Source organism: Planococcus sp. MB-3u-03, assembly GCF_002833405.1.
Lineage (GTDB): Bacteria > Bacillota > Bacilli > Bacillales_A > Planococcaceae > Planococcus.
Genome location: NZ_CP025135.1, coordinates 2,980,675 through 2,997,541, shown reverse-complemented (window position 1 = coordinate 2,997,541; position 16,867 = coordinate 2,980,675). Strand labels below are relative to the sequence as shown.

The 16,867-nt window shown below is 43.8% G+C and carries 17 protein-coding genes and 1 pseudogene; 12 read left to right on the top strand and 6 right to left on the bottom strand.

All coding sequences use genetic code 11. The annotated features are described in order from the left end of the window. Positions 1-194 precede the first annotated feature (194 nt). The 5 genes and pseudogenes from CW734_RS16185 to CW734_RS16165 form a co-directional block, all read right to left on the bottom strand. A pseudogene (locus tag CW734_RS16185) lies at positions 195-392 on the bottom strand (asparagine synthase (glutamine-hydrolyzing)); the annotation flags it as partial. 188 nt (positions 393-580) lie between these two features. Further along, positions 581-1,060 (bottom strand): TVP38/TMEM64 family protein, encoded by a 480-nt coding sequence (locus CW734_RS16180; RefSeq protein ID WP_101191800.1) that lies wholly within the window; start codon positions 1,058-1,060, stop codon positions 581-583. Between the two features lie 216 nt (positions 1,061-1,276). Continuing rightward, positions 1,277-2,359 (bottom strand): D-alanyl-D-alanine carboxypeptidase family protein, encoded by a 1,083-nt coding sequence (locus tag CW734_RS16175; protein WP_101191799.1) that lies wholly within the window; start codon positions 2,357-2,359, stop codon positions 1,277-1,279. 25 nt (positions 2,360-2,384) lie between these two features. Next, positions 2,385-3,836, bottom strand: a complete 1,452-nt coding sequence (locus CW734_RS16170) for a UDP-N-acetylmuramoyl-L-alanyl-D-glutamate--2,6-diaminopimelate ligase (protein WP_101191798.1) — start codon at positions 3,834-3,836, stop codon at positions 2,385-2,387. A 199-nt stretch (positions 3,837-4,035) separates the two neighbouring features. Next, entirely contained in the window at positions 4,036-4,623 is a 588-nt protein-coding gene (locus tag CW734_RS16165; protein WP_101191797.1) for a YdhK family protein, read from the bottom strand. Between the two features lie 379 nt (positions 4,624-5,002). Here CW734_RS16165 and CW734_RS16160 point away from each other — a divergent pair, with 379 nt between their 5' ends. The 5 genes from CW734_RS16160 to CW734_RS16140 all read left to right on the top strand — a co-directional run bounded on the left by CW734_RS16160 (position 5,003) and on the right by CW734_RS16140 (position 9,683). Next, positions 5,003-5,710, top strand: a complete 708-nt coding sequence (locus CW734_RS16160; RefSeq protein ID WP_068872625.1) for a cytochrome c biogenesis CcdA family protein — start codon at positions 5,003-5,005, stop codon at positions 5,708-5,710. Between the two features lie 38 nt (positions 5,711-5,748). Next, complete coding sequence (gene resA / locus CW734_RS16155) at positions 5,749-6,294, top strand: thiol-disulfide oxidoreductase ResA (RefSeq protein WP_101191796.1); 546 nt, start codon at positions 5,749-5,751, stop codon at positions 6,292-6,294. A gap of 322 nt (positions 6,295-6,616) precedes the next feature. Continuing rightward, positions 6,617-7,525, top strand: coding sequence for a F510_1955 family glycosylhydrolase (locus CW734_RS16150; RefSeq protein WP_101191795.1), 909 nt, complete (start codon positions 6,617-6,619; stop codon positions 7,523-7,525). Positions 7,526-7,624: 99 nt separating this feature from the next. Then, on the top strand, positions 7,625-9,028 hold the full coding sequence (locus CW734_RS16145) for a sensor histidine kinase (RefSeq protein WP_101191794.1): 1,404 nt from the start codon (positions 7,625-7,627) through the stop codon (positions 9,026-9,028). Next, on the top strand, positions 9,006-9,683 hold the full coding sequence (locus CW734_RS16140; RefSeq protein ID WP_029595517.1) for a response regulator transcription factor: 678 nt from the start codon (positions 9,006-9,008) through the stop codon (positions 9,681-9,683). The genes CW734_RS16145 and CW734_RS16140 overlap by 23 nt, the downstream gene beginning before the upstream one ends. A 59-nt stretch (positions 9,684-9,742) precedes the next feature. Here the strand turns inward: CW734_RS16140 and CW734_RS16135 are convergent, their stop codons facing one another. After that, positions 9,743-10,075 carry a four-helix bundle copper-binding protein gene (locus CW734_RS16135; RefSeq protein WP_084632964.1) on the bottom strand — a complete coding sequence of 111 codons (333 nt, stop codon included), beginning with the start codon at positions 10,073-10,075 and terminating at the stop codon, positions 9,743-9,745. Positions 10,076-10,338: 263 nt separating this feature from the next. On the opposite strand from CW734_RS16135, the gene copZ reads away from it, so the two are divergent. The 7 genes from copZ to CW734_RS16105 all read left to right on the top strand — a co-directional run bounded on the left by copZ (position 10,339) and on the right by CW734_RS16105 (position 16,801). After that, complete coding sequence (gene copZ, locus CW734_RS16130; RefSeq protein ID WP_029336157.1) at positions 10,339-10,542, top strand: copper chaperone CopZ; 204 nt, start codon at positions 10,339-10,341, stop codon at positions 10,540-10,542. Between the two features lie 137 nt (positions 10,543-10,679). Further along, entirely contained in the window at positions 10,680-12,818 is a 2,139-nt protein-coding gene (locus CW734_RS16125; protein ID WP_101191793.1) for a heavy metal translocating P-type ATPase, read from the top strand. A 449-nt stretch (positions 12,819-13,267) separates the two neighbouring features. Then, positions 13,268-13,567, top strand: coding sequence for an MATE family efflux transporter (locus tag CW734_RS19270; protein WP_232787283.1), 300 nt, complete (start codon positions 13,268-13,270; stop codon positions 13,565-13,567). A 362-nt stretch (positions 13,568-13,929) separates the two neighbouring features. Continuing rightward, positions 13,930-14,541, top strand: coding sequence for an MATE family efflux transporter (locus tag CW734_RS19265; protein ID WP_232787105.1), 612 nt, complete (start codon positions 13,930-13,932; stop codon positions 14,539-14,541). A 158-nt stretch (positions 14,542-14,699) separates the two neighbouring features. Beyond that, entirely contained in the window at positions 14,700-15,410 is a 711-nt protein-coding gene (locus tag CW734_RS16115; RefSeq protein WP_101191792.1) for a response regulator transcription factor, read from the top strand. Further along, positions 15,400-15,837 (top strand): hypothetical protein, encoded by a 438-nt coding sequence (locus tag CW734_RS16110; RefSeq protein ID WP_101191791.1) that lies wholly within the window; start codon positions 15,400-15,402, stop codon positions 15,835-15,837. The genes CW734_RS16115 and CW734_RS16110 overlap by 11 nt, the downstream gene beginning before the upstream one ends. Before the next feature lie 31 nt (positions 15,838-15,868). Beyond that, entirely contained in the window at positions 15,869-16,801 is a 933-nt protein-coding gene (locus CW734_RS16105) for a sensor histidine kinase (protein ID WP_198551095.1), read from the top strand. Positions 16,802-16,867: the final 66 nt, after the last annotated feature.

The following is a 16,867-nucleotide window of genomic DNA, read 5'->3' as shown; positions in this document are numbered from 1 at the left end:
AGCATCTTATTATTAAAAATGCGCCTGTCCACCAAACTTAGATTAGAAGGGTGTACCCCTGAATCTGTAGTCAGCAATAACACAATGGAATATCCATTCATCTGGTATTTATTTGATGCTATACAAACTTCTACCCATCCGTTCTCTTCGCAAACTCCATAGAAAATGCACATTTGCTTTTGACTGACCAGCTATGATTCATCTTCATTGTAAAGGGGCTGACTGTCTGCCTCTAAATCGATAATGCTGAGGCGGCGAAAGCCTAAAGCAGTTTTGTTATCAATAAACATACCAGAGGAATCAGGTCCACGGTGTATGATGGTGTTCATCATTTGTTCCAAAACGGCTGACGAATTACTCGTTTCGCCGATAAATCCAGTAAATCCACACATAATTTGTTGCTCCATTCAGTGTTTAATTTTTTCGAACCTCCGTATTATAAAGTTTTTATGTGCAGATTTTATGCATAAATAAAAATGTAATTTTAAAACAATTTATGGGGGTGTACTTTCATTTCATTGATTTTCATTTATGAAAAAGAGGAAGTGTTTATCGTAGTTTTCTCAAACAGTGGGTAAAATTACAAAGATTTTTTTCTTTTGTTCTTTGCCCAGATCAGCAGAAACGATAGAAAGATCAAAATAAATAAGCCGTACTGATAACCGGGAGGTATGGATTCTACAAGGCCATAAACAACAGCCACTTCAAGAGAAACGGCCGGAATTTTACCGATGGTGCTGGCAATGATGAATAAGCCACCTGGAATGGGCGTCAAGGCCGCCCCTGCTGTCACCAAACCTGATGGAACAAAAGGAATTAAGCGCAGCAAGATGATTGCCCAGAAGACGCGGCTTATTGAAGAACTCTGGATGTACCTCCAGAACGGCCGCTTTAACCACTTTGGATTAACTTTTGAAAACCCATATCGATATAGGTAAAATCCGACGATAGCGCCAAAAATCTCCCCCGACAAAGAAAGGATGACGCCAATGGTTAACCCTAAAGAACTGATATTGAGAGACGTGAGCAAAAAGCTTGGGAAAAAGCCAACTGCACCCATACTTATGTTGAAAATGAGAAGCAGCAGAAATTCTAAAACGGGGAATTGAGTATTTATGGTATGATCCGCCTCCTGTGCTGTTTAAAAATGGTGGTATATAAAAGTTCAGTTGAATGAAAATTTACGATAGAGAAGTGCGTTCTATATCCGTTTTTCGAACTCGGTAATACACTAATCCTGATAAGCCAACGACGAGGATTAACAAATAGATTGAACTTAAAATCCCAGGTGGGAAAATGAGCGAACGTCTTCAGGATTAGAAGGACGGTTTGTCTCAGAAGCACTGACAACGGGAAACTGATAAGAAGACAAAAGAGTGCCATCCTGATCAGTAATCCTTAATAGTCCATCTTCTTTTACAGCTATCGTCACTTGCTCATCTGTTTGGTGTGTATAAAAGAAATCGCCTGGCGTAATGTATTCCACATCACCGGCAAAAAAGCTGCTTTCTTTCGGAATGCTTACTGTTTCAAAATTTTCTAATCCAAAATCCAAAAGTTGAACAGTGTCAGCATAAGCTTCTGCCTCTGTGTCGCTTTTTAAGGTGACGACAATTAAATTCAAGTTTTCTCTTTTGGCTGTCGTGGCCAGCGTGACGCCTGCTTCTGGCACAAACCCGGTTTTACCACCCGTAACGCCTTCATAAGGTTTTTCCCTTAATAGTTTGTGGTGGGTATAAAGCGTGGTATCCCAGGATTCACCGTTCCAGGGCAGTTCTTTTGTTCCAAATATTTTCATGAATTCATCGTTCTTCATCGCATATCGGGTTAACTTCGCTAAATCTTCGGCTGTCGTAACATGCTCGGGATCAAAAAGACCGTGGGGATTTTCGAAGTTCGTATTCCGCAGGCCAATTACATCTTCTAAATATAAATTCATATCAGCAGAAAATAACTCAACGCTGCCGCTGATGTGTTCAGCAATGGCGACGCCGGCATCATTTCCAGAGTTGACTAAGAGGCCCAGCAACAGTTTTTCTAAAGTCACTTGTTCTCCCTCTTCCAAATAAACACGGGTGCCTTCCGTATTGCGTGCTTTTTTACTGATGGTTACAACATCATTTAATTTTCTGTTTTCAATTGCATAAATGGCTGTGGCAATTTTTGTTAGGCTGGCAGGATACATCTGCGACTGTGCATTTTTTTCATAGAGGATTTCTCCAGTCGTTGCTTCCATGACAATAGCTGCTTCACTGGATACGTTTGGCAGGGAAGGGTCATCAGTTTTACTGAAAACGGACGAAACGATTAAAGTGTTGATCATGATTAAAATGGTTGAAACAACACTTAGTTTTTTCATAACTACTCCCTCCTGAGTGATTATTTTAGTTCTGCTTTATTATATAATTGACGGTTTCCCGGTCCGAATCAGTCGGTAAATGAAAGGTTTGCTGGTATTTCTCGTGTCCTTTACCGGTAATCACAATCCAGTCGCCTTCCTTGCTTTCATGGATTGCTTGCTGAATGGCGAGTGTACGGTCTGGAACGATGCTGCCTTTTGAGTTGCCGTATGTTTCATTTAGTTGGTTTAAAACTTCCAGCATATCTCCTGGAGAAACATTGTTCAGGTCGTCCAACGTTAAAATGTAGCGGTCACTCATTTCAGCAGATATGGATAGCATGTGCTTTCTCTTGCTGGCATCTCGATTTCCACGAAAGCCGAAAATATGGGTTATTCGTTGGGCCCCTTGTGATTTTGCAGTTTCCAGGCAGTAAGAGATGGCATCCGGAGTATGGGCATAATCCACAATAACGATCGAGCCCTTGGCCAGTTTCGTGATCTCAAAGCGTCCATCGACTCCCTTGAAATGGTGAATGGAGTTTAAGAGCTTTTCTTTGGGGATACCCAGCAACAATGATGTTCCGTAGGCCATTAAGGTGTTATACATATTGTGCATTCCGGTCATCGCAGCGACCATTTGATACGTTTCGTTACTTTCAATCACCCGCATAGTGGAGGACAGTGAATGAAATTTTGCAACACGCAGGTTGCATTCAGTGGATGTGCCAATTGCATAAATCGGTTTTCCCTTTGTTTGCAGGATTCCACAGAGCTTTCGTCCCCACTCATTATCTGTATTCACTACAGCAATCCCATGTTCTTTCATCTGATTGAACATTGTAAGCTTCGCCTGAAAATATTCTTCCATGGAACTGTGATAATCCAGGTGTTCATGGTGAAGATTGAGGAACAAGCCGTAATCAAATTCAATGCCTTCTAACCGATACTGGGCCAGTCCATGAGAAGAAACTTCCATAATGACGACCTCATCCTGACTGAGGGTCAACAGTTTATGGAGAGCGAGTGAATTTGGTGTGGTGTTCGAGCTTTTCATTTTTTCGCCATTGATAATATTTTGGTTGGTACCGATGACAGAACAACTCATACCGTTGCTTTCCAGAAAGTGCTGGAGCATATAGCTCGTCGTCGTTTTTCCGTTGGTGCCCGTAATTCCAATCATTATTTTCTGGTCAGATGGACGGCCATAAAAATTCCTGGCCAGGATGCCAAGCGCTTTCCGGCTATTTTCCACCTGTAAATAAGGGACACCTAACCGGGTAATTCCTTGTTCTCCGATGACAAGGGCTGCCCCTTTTTCAATTGCCTGGTCAATAAACCCGTGACCATCAATTTCAAATCCTTTAATAGCAACAAACACAAAACCTTTTGCCACATCGCTTGAGTTATCGGCAATCCCCTTGATGTCTAATTCTAATATTCTGGAATCTAATCGGGAGATCAGACCGGATTCGTTCAAAAGCTGATTTGTTTTCATAGATTCGGTGACCTCTCTAAAACTATTTAAATTTGATTTATTCTATTACAAAAATGTTGAAAAAATGTGCAGAATTTATACGGGAAGCCGAACTACTAAAACTTAATGTTTTTGTAATACAAACGAAATCGAATCCTGTATGAACCATCACAGATAAAAACCCGGGATCTTGTTGACAAGATCCCGGGTATTGGCGCTTTTATTCGGGTGACAGTTCGCTTTCAGTCACCCATTTATGATTGGTGACTTCCTCGCCTCCGGTGGTCGGGACGAAATCAACCATATAGACGGTCGTTTCTTCGGCAGAATCAATCGTAGCCGTTGCGCCGTCCATTCCTTCCATATGGTCAGCGGCAATGGCCGCTTCATCGCCCGTTTCTAATGGTTCATCACCTGGATTTTCCAATTCTTCGTGAATCACCCATTTGTGATTTTCAACCGGCTCGCCTCCGTCCGTCGGCGTATAGGTCACTGCATAGGCGGTTGTATCATAAGCCCCGACAATTGTGGCTTCAGCACCTTTCATGCCTTCCATGTGATCGGCTTCAATAATCGCCTGGCTTCCAACTTCAAAGGTTGGATTTTCGGCTTCCTGCAAATCATCCGGGACTTCACCTGAACCGGAATGGTCCATGTTCATATGGCCGGAACCTTCACTCATATTTTCTTCATTGGCATTATCCATGTCCATCGATTCGTCGCTCATGTCATCGCCTGTATTGCAGGCACTTAGCGTGACAGCTGCTACAAGTGACAGCATCCCCATCATCCATTTGTTTTTCGGCATTGCAATCTCCCTCTTTCTGCGGTTGTCTGTAGTTACTCTACCCCTTAATTTTGCATATTGTGTGCAGGAATCATGACATTTTCTTATTCTGGGGTCCGGGTCGCCGGATTGTGGCAAGTTCGTGAACCGATAGGAGAAGTTCACAGTTTAATAGAAGAAACTGCACAGAAAATCAAGAATTAATCGGTAAACTGGATTGGTTGACGTCTTCTGGAACGGTTAAGCAAGCACGGGGAAGTAGAAGTTAAGAGAGGGGCTGTATTTAATTTTACATACCTTGAAATTCCCCGAGTCTTATATAGAAAATTTCATTTGATTCCTAAGGGATACAAAAATGATAAAGAAGAGGATTCAACTTACTGTAATAGGAGGTCTACAAGTGGCGGAAATTAGTTTGTATCTTGCGTTTGGCGCAGGGCTTTTATCATTTATCTCTCCATGCTCCCTTCCTTTGTATCCGGCTTTTTTATCCTACATTACCGGAGTTTCAGTCAATGAGTTAAAGACGGGCAAGGGAATGATGAGGAGCACGGCTTTGATTCATACGGTTCTATTTTTAATAGGTTTCTCCATCATTTTTTTAGCGTTGGGCTTGTCGACTTCGCTTATCGGAAACTTCTTCTTGGAATATCAAGTTCTTCTACGTCAATTGGGCGCTATTTTGATGGTGTTTTTTGGCTTAGTCCTAACCGGTATTCTGAAATTCGACTTCCTGCTGTCGGATAAGAAATTACAGTTCCAGAAAAGGCCCTCCGGATACGCGGGTTCTGTTCTGATCGGCATTGGCTTTGCAGCTGGATGGACACCGTGTACCGGTCCCATACTTGCAGGAGTTATTGCACTCGGAGTAGCGGATCCGGACAGTGGCTTACTCTATATGCTGTTTTACGTTCTGGGATTTTCAATTCCTTTTCTCTTAATGTCGTTTTTTATTGAGAAAATGACTTTCTTGAAGAAGAAGAGCGCTCTTTTCATGTCAATAGGAGGAGCATTAATGATTCTGATGGGCGTTTTGCTTTACTTTGACATGCTGACAGAAATCATCGCTTTTTTATCGCAATTTACGGGTGGATTTACAGGGTTTTAATGGACTCAACCCAGCATCTAGGAAGGACGTGACATTGTATGGCTGCTAAAAAGGATAAAAAGAGAAATCGCTTGATTATGAGGACAAGTATTTTGTTCATTCTGGTCGTCGCTATTGCATTTACTATCTACAACGGATTAACCAAAGAGAAAAACGAATTGCTGCAAGTTGGAGATTGGGCACCCGATTTTGCTTTGACGGATTTGAATGGGGAACAGCATCAGCTGTCTGAGTACAAAGGGCAGGGGGTGTTCGTGAACTTTTGGGGTACTTGGTGCAAACCGTGCGAAAAAGAGTTCCCGCTGATGGAAAAGCAGTACCAAGTATACAAGGACCAAGGTGTAGAGATACTCGCTGTCAATATTGCGCAATCCGATTATGAAGTGAGACAATTTGCTGAACAGCGAAATTTAACGTTCCCGATTGTTATCGATAAGGACAAAAGTGTTATGGAAGCCTATAATATTCGTCCATTGCCCACTACATTGTTGGTCAATCAAGAGGGAAAAATCGAGAAAATCATTACGGGTGAAATGTCCGAAGAGGATATTGCGAGTTATATGGAACAGATCAAACCGAGCTGATACAACTGAGTTCCCCAGAATAGTGCGAGCCACGTATTTTGAAAATTGATGCAAGGAAAAAACGAGAAAAAGACATTTCTTTAAAGTGGACTAAACCACAAGAAAAGCAATGTCAGGTGTAGAAAATATAAACAAAAATCAGGTAAAGATCCTACACCGGACTGATTGGAAGGTCTGTTCTTTTAGGGCAATTAGTAAAGGGTATGAATTACCTGTTTGAAATCAAGATATCTGCACAAAAAGTCGAAACTTTTTCGTTAAGCTATAAGAGGTTGATACTTATGGAAAGTATAGAAAATTGACATATTCGGAGGGCATCTACATGAAGAAAAAGAGAATGGGCATAGCGGTACTGTCGGCTTTACTTTTACTGGCCGGCTGCAGCAATGATACAACGGATTCATTTGAAGTGCCGTTTGAAGGGGAACTGAACCATGTCCATGGGATGGGTTATGCAGGAGAAGAGAACGGACTGTATTTTGCATCACATACTGGGCCAAAAATTTACCGCGATGGCGAGTGGTTTGAAACAGCGGATAATTTTTACGATTATATGGGCTTTAACGCCGTAGATGAGGGCTTCTATTCTTCAGGACACCCGAGTGCAGATTCAGATTTGCCCAATCCACTTGGGATTCAGCGAAGTATAGATGGCGGCGAAACTTTGGAAGAGATTGCATTCCAAGGAGAAACGGACTTTCATGCGATGGCGGTAGGGTACAACAGTCACGATATCTTCCTGCTCAATCCGGCAAAAAACTCTTTGCTGGAAGCCGGATTTTACAAAAGTAACGATAAAGGAGAATCGTGGGAACCTGTGAAGGCTGAAGGGTTGAATGGGGAAGTGACTGCGCTCGCCCTTCACCCGACTGATTCGAACTTCGTCGCTGCGGCTACGGCTGCAGGGGTTTATTTCTCGCAGGATGGCGGCGAAGTTTTTGAAGCGATTACAGCCGGAAATGAAACAGGCACAGCGGTGCATTTCACCGAAGACCAGTTGTATTTCGGAAGCTACGGGACAGCGGCGGCTCTGGTGAAGTATACTATGGAAAATGAAGAACTCGAGCCGGTGGATACACCGGACCTTTCACAAGATGCCATCGCTTTTATTGCACAAAACCCGATGGATGGAATGGAACTGGCGATCTACACATTTGAAGGAAATGCCTACTTGTCGGAAGACGGATTACAGACCTGGAAAACGCTGCTGGAAGAGGGGAAAACCAAGTAGAAACCAGCTAGCCGTTTGAAAGACGAACCGAATCCAACAGCTTTCGGCAGCAGTCTTTGTCTTGATTGCTGCTAACCAATCGACTTAAAGAGGGATGCCATGTTAAACAGGCTTGCATTGAAAATAGGTTTGCTGTTTTTTGTGTTTATTATCATCATTGAATCGGTTTTGTTTCTAACCCTGTACGTTACTTTTGTCAATGAACGGGTGGATGAAGTCATGACCAACCTGCTTGCAAGAGGGAACACCCACAGCGAAGTATTGGAAGACAGTTTTGAACCGGCGACATTGAACCATGTGGCGTTGATGGAATCGGCCTCCGATTTCATCGTCATCATCACGGATGCAGATGGCAACGAATTGACCCATTCCGATCTGATTGAACCTGAAATGAGGGAAGTGTTGGAACACACCGATTTTGATGAGGTTCTGCAGGGAGGGAAGGTCGTGGAAGAGCGATGGGACAAAAAAGAGTTTATTGCGACGGACAGCCCAATCACCATTGAAGGAGAACATAGAGGCCACGTGTTCATGTTTGCGGAAACCAATCATATCAAAGGGATGGTCAGTCATTTGCGAAACCAATTCCTGATTGTTGGCCTGATTGCTGTCGGGTTGACCGTCATCACAATTTTTCTGCTATCCCGATTGATTACGTTGCCGTTGATTCGGATGAAAGAAGCGACGGAACAGTTAAGCGAAGGGCACCACGAGGTCAGCCTGAATATTGGCCGAAACGATGAGTTGGGAGAGCTGGCGAACGCCATCACTGCCCTATCCAGTGACTTGGAACATTTAAAAAATGAGCGGAATGAATTTTTGGCGAGTATTTCGCACGAGTTGCGGACGCCGTTGACCTATATCAAAGGATATGCCGATATCGCGAGCCGGCCGGATGCATCCGAGGAAGAGAAAAAGGAATACATTGGCATCATCCGGGAAGAGACGGCCCATTTGACGGAATTGATCCGGCAGCTGTTTGAGCTGGCTCAGATGGATCATAACCAGTTCGCCATTCAAAAAGAGGGATTTTCACTGGAGATGCTTTTTGCATCCGTCGTTGCCTTGGTTCGGCCAGCTTTTGACGAGAAACAGATTTCATTGGCTGTCCATTGTGAACATGAGATTGTCGCCTTCATTGATCCCGAACGTTTTCAGCAGGTATTGCTGAATGTCTTGGACAACGCCCGCAAGCATTCTCCTGAAGGAACACAAGTGGTATTACAGGGAGTCCAAGATAAAGGTACCATCACCATAAGCATCCGTGATGAAGGAGAGGGCATACCGGAAAAAGATCTTCCTTTTGTCTTTGAACGATTGTATCGGGTCGATAAATCCAGATCCAGACAGTACGGAGGAAGCGGTCTTGGCCTGGCGATTGCGAAAGAAATCGTCGAATCGCACGGTGGTCTCATGACGCTTCAAAGTGAGTACGGACAAGGGACAACCGTCCTGATAGAATTGAAAAGGGGGGATTCGCTTGCAGAAAGTGCTGTTGGTTGATGATGAACAACGAATGCTGGATTTAGTGGCTTTATATTTGAAGCCGCATCAGTACCTCTGTAAAAAAGCACTGGGAGCTCATGAAGCCCTCGACTATTTGGAATCGGAACCTTTCGATCTCGTCTTACTGGATATCATGATGCCGGAAATGGATGGCTGGGAACTGTGCCGCGAAATCCGGAAATTTTCGGATGTGCCAATCATTATGCTGACGGCGCGGGAACAACAGGAGGATATTGTTAAGGGATTGAATATCGGGGCGGATGATTACATCACAAAGCCGTTTAATGAAGATGAGTTGCTGGCCCGGATGGGGGCGCTGCTTCGCAGGAGAACTCCGAAAAATACCATTGAAGTGGACGGTTTGGTGTGGGACGAAGACCGGTTTGAACTTACGTACGGCAAACATATCATCAAATTGACGCCAAAAGAATTTCTGATGGTGGGCCACCTGATGAAGAATGCCGACAAAGTGTTTACGAGGGAGCAGCTGATCCAGTTAATTTGGGGATTCGACTCAGAGACGGAAGGGCGGACCATCGATTCGCATGTGCGAAATGTTCGGGAAAAAATCCGCCAGTCCGGTTTTCCGGTCGATGATCATTTTCTCACGGTTTGGGGAATCGGCTACAAATGGATCCATGAAGCAGAATGATGCTTGATAAAAGAAAAGGTCCGTCGGAAAATATTTCCGACGGGCCTTTTTGAGTAAGGTTATGCGGCGTTACGGCAAGCTTCTGCACATCTACGGCAAGCTTCCGCACAGCGTCTGCAATGTTCATGATGATCGGCGTGCTTCTCACATTCCTCTGCGCAAGCTTCGCAAATGGTTGCGCAAACGGCTGCCAGTTCGGAAACGAACGGTGAATTGCGAGTAATGGCATGTTCCAAAAATGCACAAATGTCCGCGCATTCCCGGTCTAATCGAATGCACTGTGCTAGCATCTTCACATCGTCTTCCTGCAGACAAGCGTCAAAACAATGGTTACATTCCGCTGCACAATCATGTAATGCCCGAATCAATTCCTGATGTTGTTCATGAGCCATGTTAAAACCTCCATTTCTTATTTTTGCTTCATTTACTGGATTTCCCTCTCCAAACTAAACAGAAATACCGAAACTCCATAGAAACTGCACATTTTATAGACAAGTAATCAAATATTAAAATCAATGGTGCGGTTTTTGGGGTCATTGTGAACTTCTAAATTAGAGTCATGGAAACAGCGATAAAGTAAAATGATACTAAACTCTTGATATACCCTATATGGGTATGTTAAGTTTAAGGAAATATTACTTTAGGAGGAATAATAATGATTGAAACATTAAAAGTACAAGGTATGTCCTGCGGCCACTGTGCAAACTCGGTTGAAACAGGCGTCGGTGAACTCGAAGGGATTTCATCTGTGACAGTTGATCTTAAAAAAGGCGAAGTGGCAGTAGACTATGATACTGCCAAGACATCATTAAACGAAATTCAGAAAGCGATTGAAGAACAAGGGTATGACGTCGTATAAGGGTGCTTTCACAGCACTCTTTACTTTTAAATGAAATATACCCCCGCGTGGTATATTCGGCAAGAACTTTGTGAATGTTAAGAATGTAAATAGGGTTAAATAGGATAAGAACCACTAGTTTGGAGGAGGCGCACTGAATGGCTAAAAATGATAAAGACCATCACCACCATCAAGACGAACAGGTAGATCACAGTAAAATGGATCATTCCAAACATGTTGGGCATTCGTACCATGAAGACCAAGTGAAAGAAGGCATTCAAGACGACAGCAATCCTGCCAAAATTCATGATGATCATGCCCATCACAATCATGGTGGCCACGATCATAGTGACCATGGACATCACCATCATGGGAATTTCAAAGAAATTTTCCTGAAGTCGCTGCCCTTGGGCATTGTCGTTCTATTATTGTCGCCGATGATGGACGTTCGGCTTCCTTTCCAATTTACTTTTCCATACTCGGATATTGTGGTCGCTGTATTAGCAACTATCTTATTGGTTTATGGCGGAAAACCCTTCTATCAAGGTGCAATCGCTGAATTTAAGGAAAAAGCACCGGGCATGATGGCCCTTATTTCATTAGGGATATCCGTTTCCTATTTGTACAGCATTTACGCCGTGCTGGCACGCTACGTAACCGGCGATCACATCATGGATTTCTTCTTTGAATTCGCGTCCTTGCTGTTGATCATGCTCCTTGGACACTGGATCGAAATGAAGGCTGTCGGAGAAGCAGGAGACGCGCAAAAATCGCTCGCCGAATTGGTGCCGAAAGATGCACATGTGGTATTGGAAAATGATTCGATCGAGACGCGTCCCGTAAATGAGCTGAAAGTCGGAGACCTTGTACGGGTTCAGGCCGGAGAAAACGTCCCTGCCGATGGCATCATCAAAAGAGGCACCTCGCGGATCAATGAAGCTTTGCTGACGGGGGAATCTAAACCCATTGAAAAAGGAGCCGGAGACAAAGTGATCGGCGGTTCCACGAACGGTGCAGGCATCTTATATCTTGAAGTACAGGAAACCGGCGACCAATCGTTCATTTCCCAAGTACAAACCCTGATAAGCCAGGCGCAGGATCAACCTTCAAGAGCTGAAAATCTGGCTCAAAAAGTAGCCGGCTGGCTGTTTTATATCGCCATTGCGACGGCTTTCCTCGCTTTTGTCGTTTGGCTGTACATTGCTGACATTCAAACCGCTGTTCTTTTTACGGTTACGACATTAGTCATTGCATGTCCACACGCTCTCGGCCTTGCCATTCCGCTGGTTATTGCACGAAGCACCAGTTTAGGTGCAAGCCGCGGGCTGTTGGTGAAAGACCGCGAAGCATTGGAGCTGGCAACTAAGGCTGATGTAATGATACTGGATAAAACGGGTACATTGACTACTGGCGAATTTAAAGTTTTGAACATGGAAACACTGGATGGTCAACATACCGAAGCCGAAATCGCGGCGTTAATGGCAGGGATTGAAGGCGGGTCCAGCCACCCAATCGCCCAGTCAATCGTCCAATACGCTGAGAAACAAGGGATTCAGCCTGTCCACTTTGATTCGATTGATGTTGTGTCGGGTGCGGGTATAGAAGGAAACGCCAATGGCCGCAAATACGAATTGATCAGCCAAAAGGCACTTGGAAGAGATGTAGCGGTGGATGTTCCCAAAGGGGCAACATTAAGTATACTAGTTGAGGACGGGAATCCGATCGGTACGGTCGCATTAGGCGATGAATTGAAAGAAACGAGCAGAACGCTGATACAGGCATTGAAGCATTACAATATAAAACCGATTATGGCTACAGGTGACAATGAAACGGCTGCCCAAGGAGTAGCAGAGGAACTGGGCATTGAATACAGAGCCAATCAATTACCGCAAGATAAATATGATTTAGTGGAATCACTGAAAAATAATGGACAAACGGTTATCATGGTCGGCGATGGCGTCAACGATGCACCATCCCTTGCAATAGCAGACGTTGGGATAGCAGTCGGTGCCGGAACTCAAGTCGCCATCGATTCCGCTGATGTGATTTTGACTCAGTCGGATCCAGGCGATATTGAATCCTTTATCGAATTGGCCAATAAAACAACCAGTAAAATGAAACAGAACCTCGTGTGGGGAGCCGGTTATAACTTTATTGCCATTCCCATAGCGGCGGGTGTTCTAGCCTCCATTGGGATTACGTTGGCTCCTGCCGCAGGAGCAGTTCTGATGTCCGTGTCCACGGTTATCGTGGCTATCAATGCGATGACATTGAAACTAAGAAATAGAGCTGTTTAACACCGTGTTTAATTGTCGTACACGAAAAGTGCTGCCTCCCAAAAGTTGAATTTTCTTTAACCTTGGGGCACAGTTTTGTATTAGGTTAAAGTCAAACGGAGGTTTGAAGACTTTGGATAATTAAATATATTTTATAGTTAACATATGAAAATTATCGGAAAAGGAACTTCATTTGAAGTTCCTTTTCTTTCGTTTATGAAGTTAACCTTTGTGAACACTCTGAGACTGTGACTTTTGATAATAACCAGCGTATTAATAGAAAAAGTACAATTTGAATAAAAGAATTTTCACTTTACTTTGTTCGAGTCCATAATGGTATTAGTAGCTCGAAGGGAAGATGAAGTGGTGAAACCTATGGACGAATTGAGTGAACCTAAATCGAATAGCGAGAAAATCAAAATCATCTTGTTGCTGGCAGTGCCGGCGATGGTGGAATATTTTTGCAGACGGTGGTTGGCTTTGTCGACACATTGTTCATTGCGCGGATCGGGCTGCAGGAAGTTACAGCGGTAGGAATAGCTGGTGCTGTGCTGGCCATCTATTTGGCACTCTTTATGGCTTTAGGAGTGGGAACTTCTTCGCTTGTTGCCCGGAAATTGGGAGCCGGTAATCTTGGAGGTGCAAGGAAAGTTGCACAGGAATCGCTCAGGTTTGCCACGGTAGTAGCGATAATATTAAGTATCCTGACCTGGTTTGGTTCAGAGTTTTTATGTCTTTATTCGGTGCTGAAGAAAATGTGGTCCAAATAGGATCCGTTTATTTGAAGGTGGTGGGGGCGGTGCGTTGTTTCTTGCTTGGATGACTGTACTTAGCAGCATACTTAGGGCGGGGGCGATACCAAAAGCCCAATGAAAGTTGCGTGGATAATCAATATCATCCATATCCCACTAAATTATGTATTGATTTTCGGTATGGGGAGGAATGGATGGGGGTGAAGGGGCCGCATGGTCTACACTTCTCGTCCGAGCGGTCGGAACGTGGCTACTGTGGCGTTATTTGAAGAAATCCGTTCTGGCTATTTCGCTCGGCACCTTATTTTCATGGGACAAAAATACAAAGGAAATGATTTATTTAGCCATTCCGGCTGCTGTGGAAAGAATGATTATGCGGCTTGGCCCAAGTTGTTTATTTTGGCTTAATTGTAGTGATTGGGACAAAGACATTTGCTGCCCACACCATCGCAGGAAATATTGAGATGTTTTCTTATATGCCAGGGTATGGGCTGGCGCTGGCCGCGACAACTTTGGTCGGACATAGTTGGGGTGCTGGAAATTGGCGTGAAGCTTATCGCTATGGTATTTTGACAGCTGCAATCGGAGTGGTTTTTATGAGTTTTATCGGTCTTGCGATGTTCATCTGGGCTCCGTGGTATGCCTCGTGGTTTACAAAAGATCCTGAAGCGATAGAAATGGTTGCTATTGCTCTTCGCATTGATGCTTTTGCTCAGCCTGCGCTAGCTATAGGATTGATTTTAACAGGGGCGTTGCAGGGATTGGGAGATACGAAGTCGCCGATGTACAGCACAGCAATCGGCATGTGGGCAGTCCGGATAGTGGGTATTTATTTTCTCGGCATATATCTAGAAATGGGGATTGCAGGAATTTGGCTGGCGATTGCGGCGGACATTGCTTTGCGTGCGGTCTACTTATTCTTCAGGTTTAAGTCACAAGCCATGCAAAAGATAAAGCTAGAACAGGATCGTGACGAGAATATATTCAACTAATATGTAATCAGCTTTATTACAAACCGCAATGTATTTTAAGGAATATGTTATTCTGAGTAAAATTACGTACTTCACTTGAAACACGGGATTTATCATGATCAGGCGGTTTTCGCGGCAAACGTGTTAAGGCCCCGTGTTAGTGGGAAAGGAAGAAGCGAATGAAGCGCATTCTGGTAGTGGAAGATGAGAAATTGATGTGTGACCTTATCCGTATTCATCTCGAAAGCGAGTTCGATCTGGTGTTTGCCTATGACGGCGCTCAGGCGCTGCAGATAACAAAAGACCAGTCTTTTGATTTATTGGTATTGGATATCATGATTCCTTTCATGGGCGGGTTTGAAGTGTGTAAAGAAATCAGGCGCAACTCCACCATGCCCATCCTCATGTTGACGGCACGATCTGCTGTTGAAGATCGGGTTAAAGGACTTCAGCTAGGGGCAGATGATTATTTAGTGAAGCCTTTCGATTTCGAAGAATTAAAAGCACGCGTCTATGCCTTGTTAAGAAGAAGTGCTCAGGTTGAAAGAAATGTAGCTGATGATTTAATCATTGTGTTAAAGGATAAAAAATTAGTCGTCAATAAACAGGATAAACAAGTAGTTTTCTGTGGACAGAAAATGGAGCTTACGGCGAAAGAGTACGCCATCATTGAATTGCTCACAGGATCGCCGAACAAAATCTTCACACGCGAAGAAATGCTCGATTTGATATGGGATTATTCAGAAATCCGGGATGTAAGGGCCATCGATTCGCACATCAAGAACATCCGGCTAAAATTCAGGAAGCTTCAGCCGAAACTAGCCGTCATTAAGACAGTCTGGGGCTTAGGCTATCAAGTGGACTTGAAGGAAACGGCAGATGAGGCGTAAAGGGATTGTATTAAAGCTGGGTTTGCTGATCATGGTCCTTTTCTTGAGCATACTGATTCCGTTTGCATTCTTGATTGACCGGATATTCCTGAATGTCTATTCCATCTACCTAAACGATAATGTCAAGTCTCTCGCCCAAAGCCTGGAAGTCGAATGGATAGAAAAAAATCAATCTCCTGAAGAAATCTATCATCACTTGAATCTTTTCTTCGAACATGAAGTGATTTTTTTAAACCAGAACGGACACATCACGCATGGCAATATTATGGAGTTCAATGAAGGGAACCATCTTCCGGATGAATGGATAGCTCAGCTGCAAAATGGGGAAACTGTAGAAGGCGAACGTTATAACTCAGATACTGAAGAAAACTTTTATTATTTTGTCGAGCCAATTTTCAACGATGAGGCCTTTGAAGGGGAGTCATAATTTTTCTTCCATTGATGAGCTGCACAATAAGATGCACAACGTACGAGACTGGATGTTTCGGGCAATCGCAGCGACTGTCCTGATCGCCATAGGTTATACATTTTTCATTGTTTGGTATTTATCCAGGCCATTGGTCAAAATGGAGAAAGCGACACGCGAAATTGCAAAAGGCAATTTAACTACACGTGTGGAAGTGAACAGCCAAGATGAACTTGGCTCTTTGGGCAGTGCCATCAACGATTTGAGTGTGGAGCTGAATAATTACCGGAAAACCCGAAGTGAATTTTTAGCGAATATTTCTCACGAATTGAGAACCCCGACTTCCTATCTGATTGGCTATGCAAACCTTATTAAACAAGGAAAGTACGAAACACCCGAAGAGCTGGGCCGTTATGCATCGGTCATTGAAGGGGAAGCATCAAGACTTGCGAAATTGATCCAGGAGTTATTCGCTTTATCAAAAATGGAAGAAGGGGAATACACGCTTCAAATCCAAGAAGTGGACATGGAAGATTTTATCCAATCCTTGCATGCGAAAATGAAACTGAAAGCTGCCGAAAAAGGTTTGGCTGCAAATGTACAGTTAAATGGGAACGACCATGCATTCTTTACGGATGGCATGAAGCTCGAACAGATTTTGTTGAATCTGCTGGAGAACGCAATCAATTATACAGAACAGGGATGGGTCAACCTGCAAGTCGAGATGAAGGAGGAACATATTGAATTCATTGTCGAAGATACGGGGGCAGGAATACCGAAAAGTGATCAGTCTCTAATATTCGACCGGTTTTACCGCGTGGACAAATCTCGATCCCGTGCGACCGGCGGGACTGGGCTTGGCCTGGCTATAGCCTCTGAACTGGCCAAACAAATTTCAGGTGCCATTCAAATGGAAAGTGAAGAAAACAAAGGAACAAGGTTTATTGTGACGCTTCCATACAGCATCGAAAATCAGGATATGTAGAACTAAGCTCTTGGTGGTCATAAATCAGCAATTACTCTCCATATCTTCTCCATAATTCATTTCTAT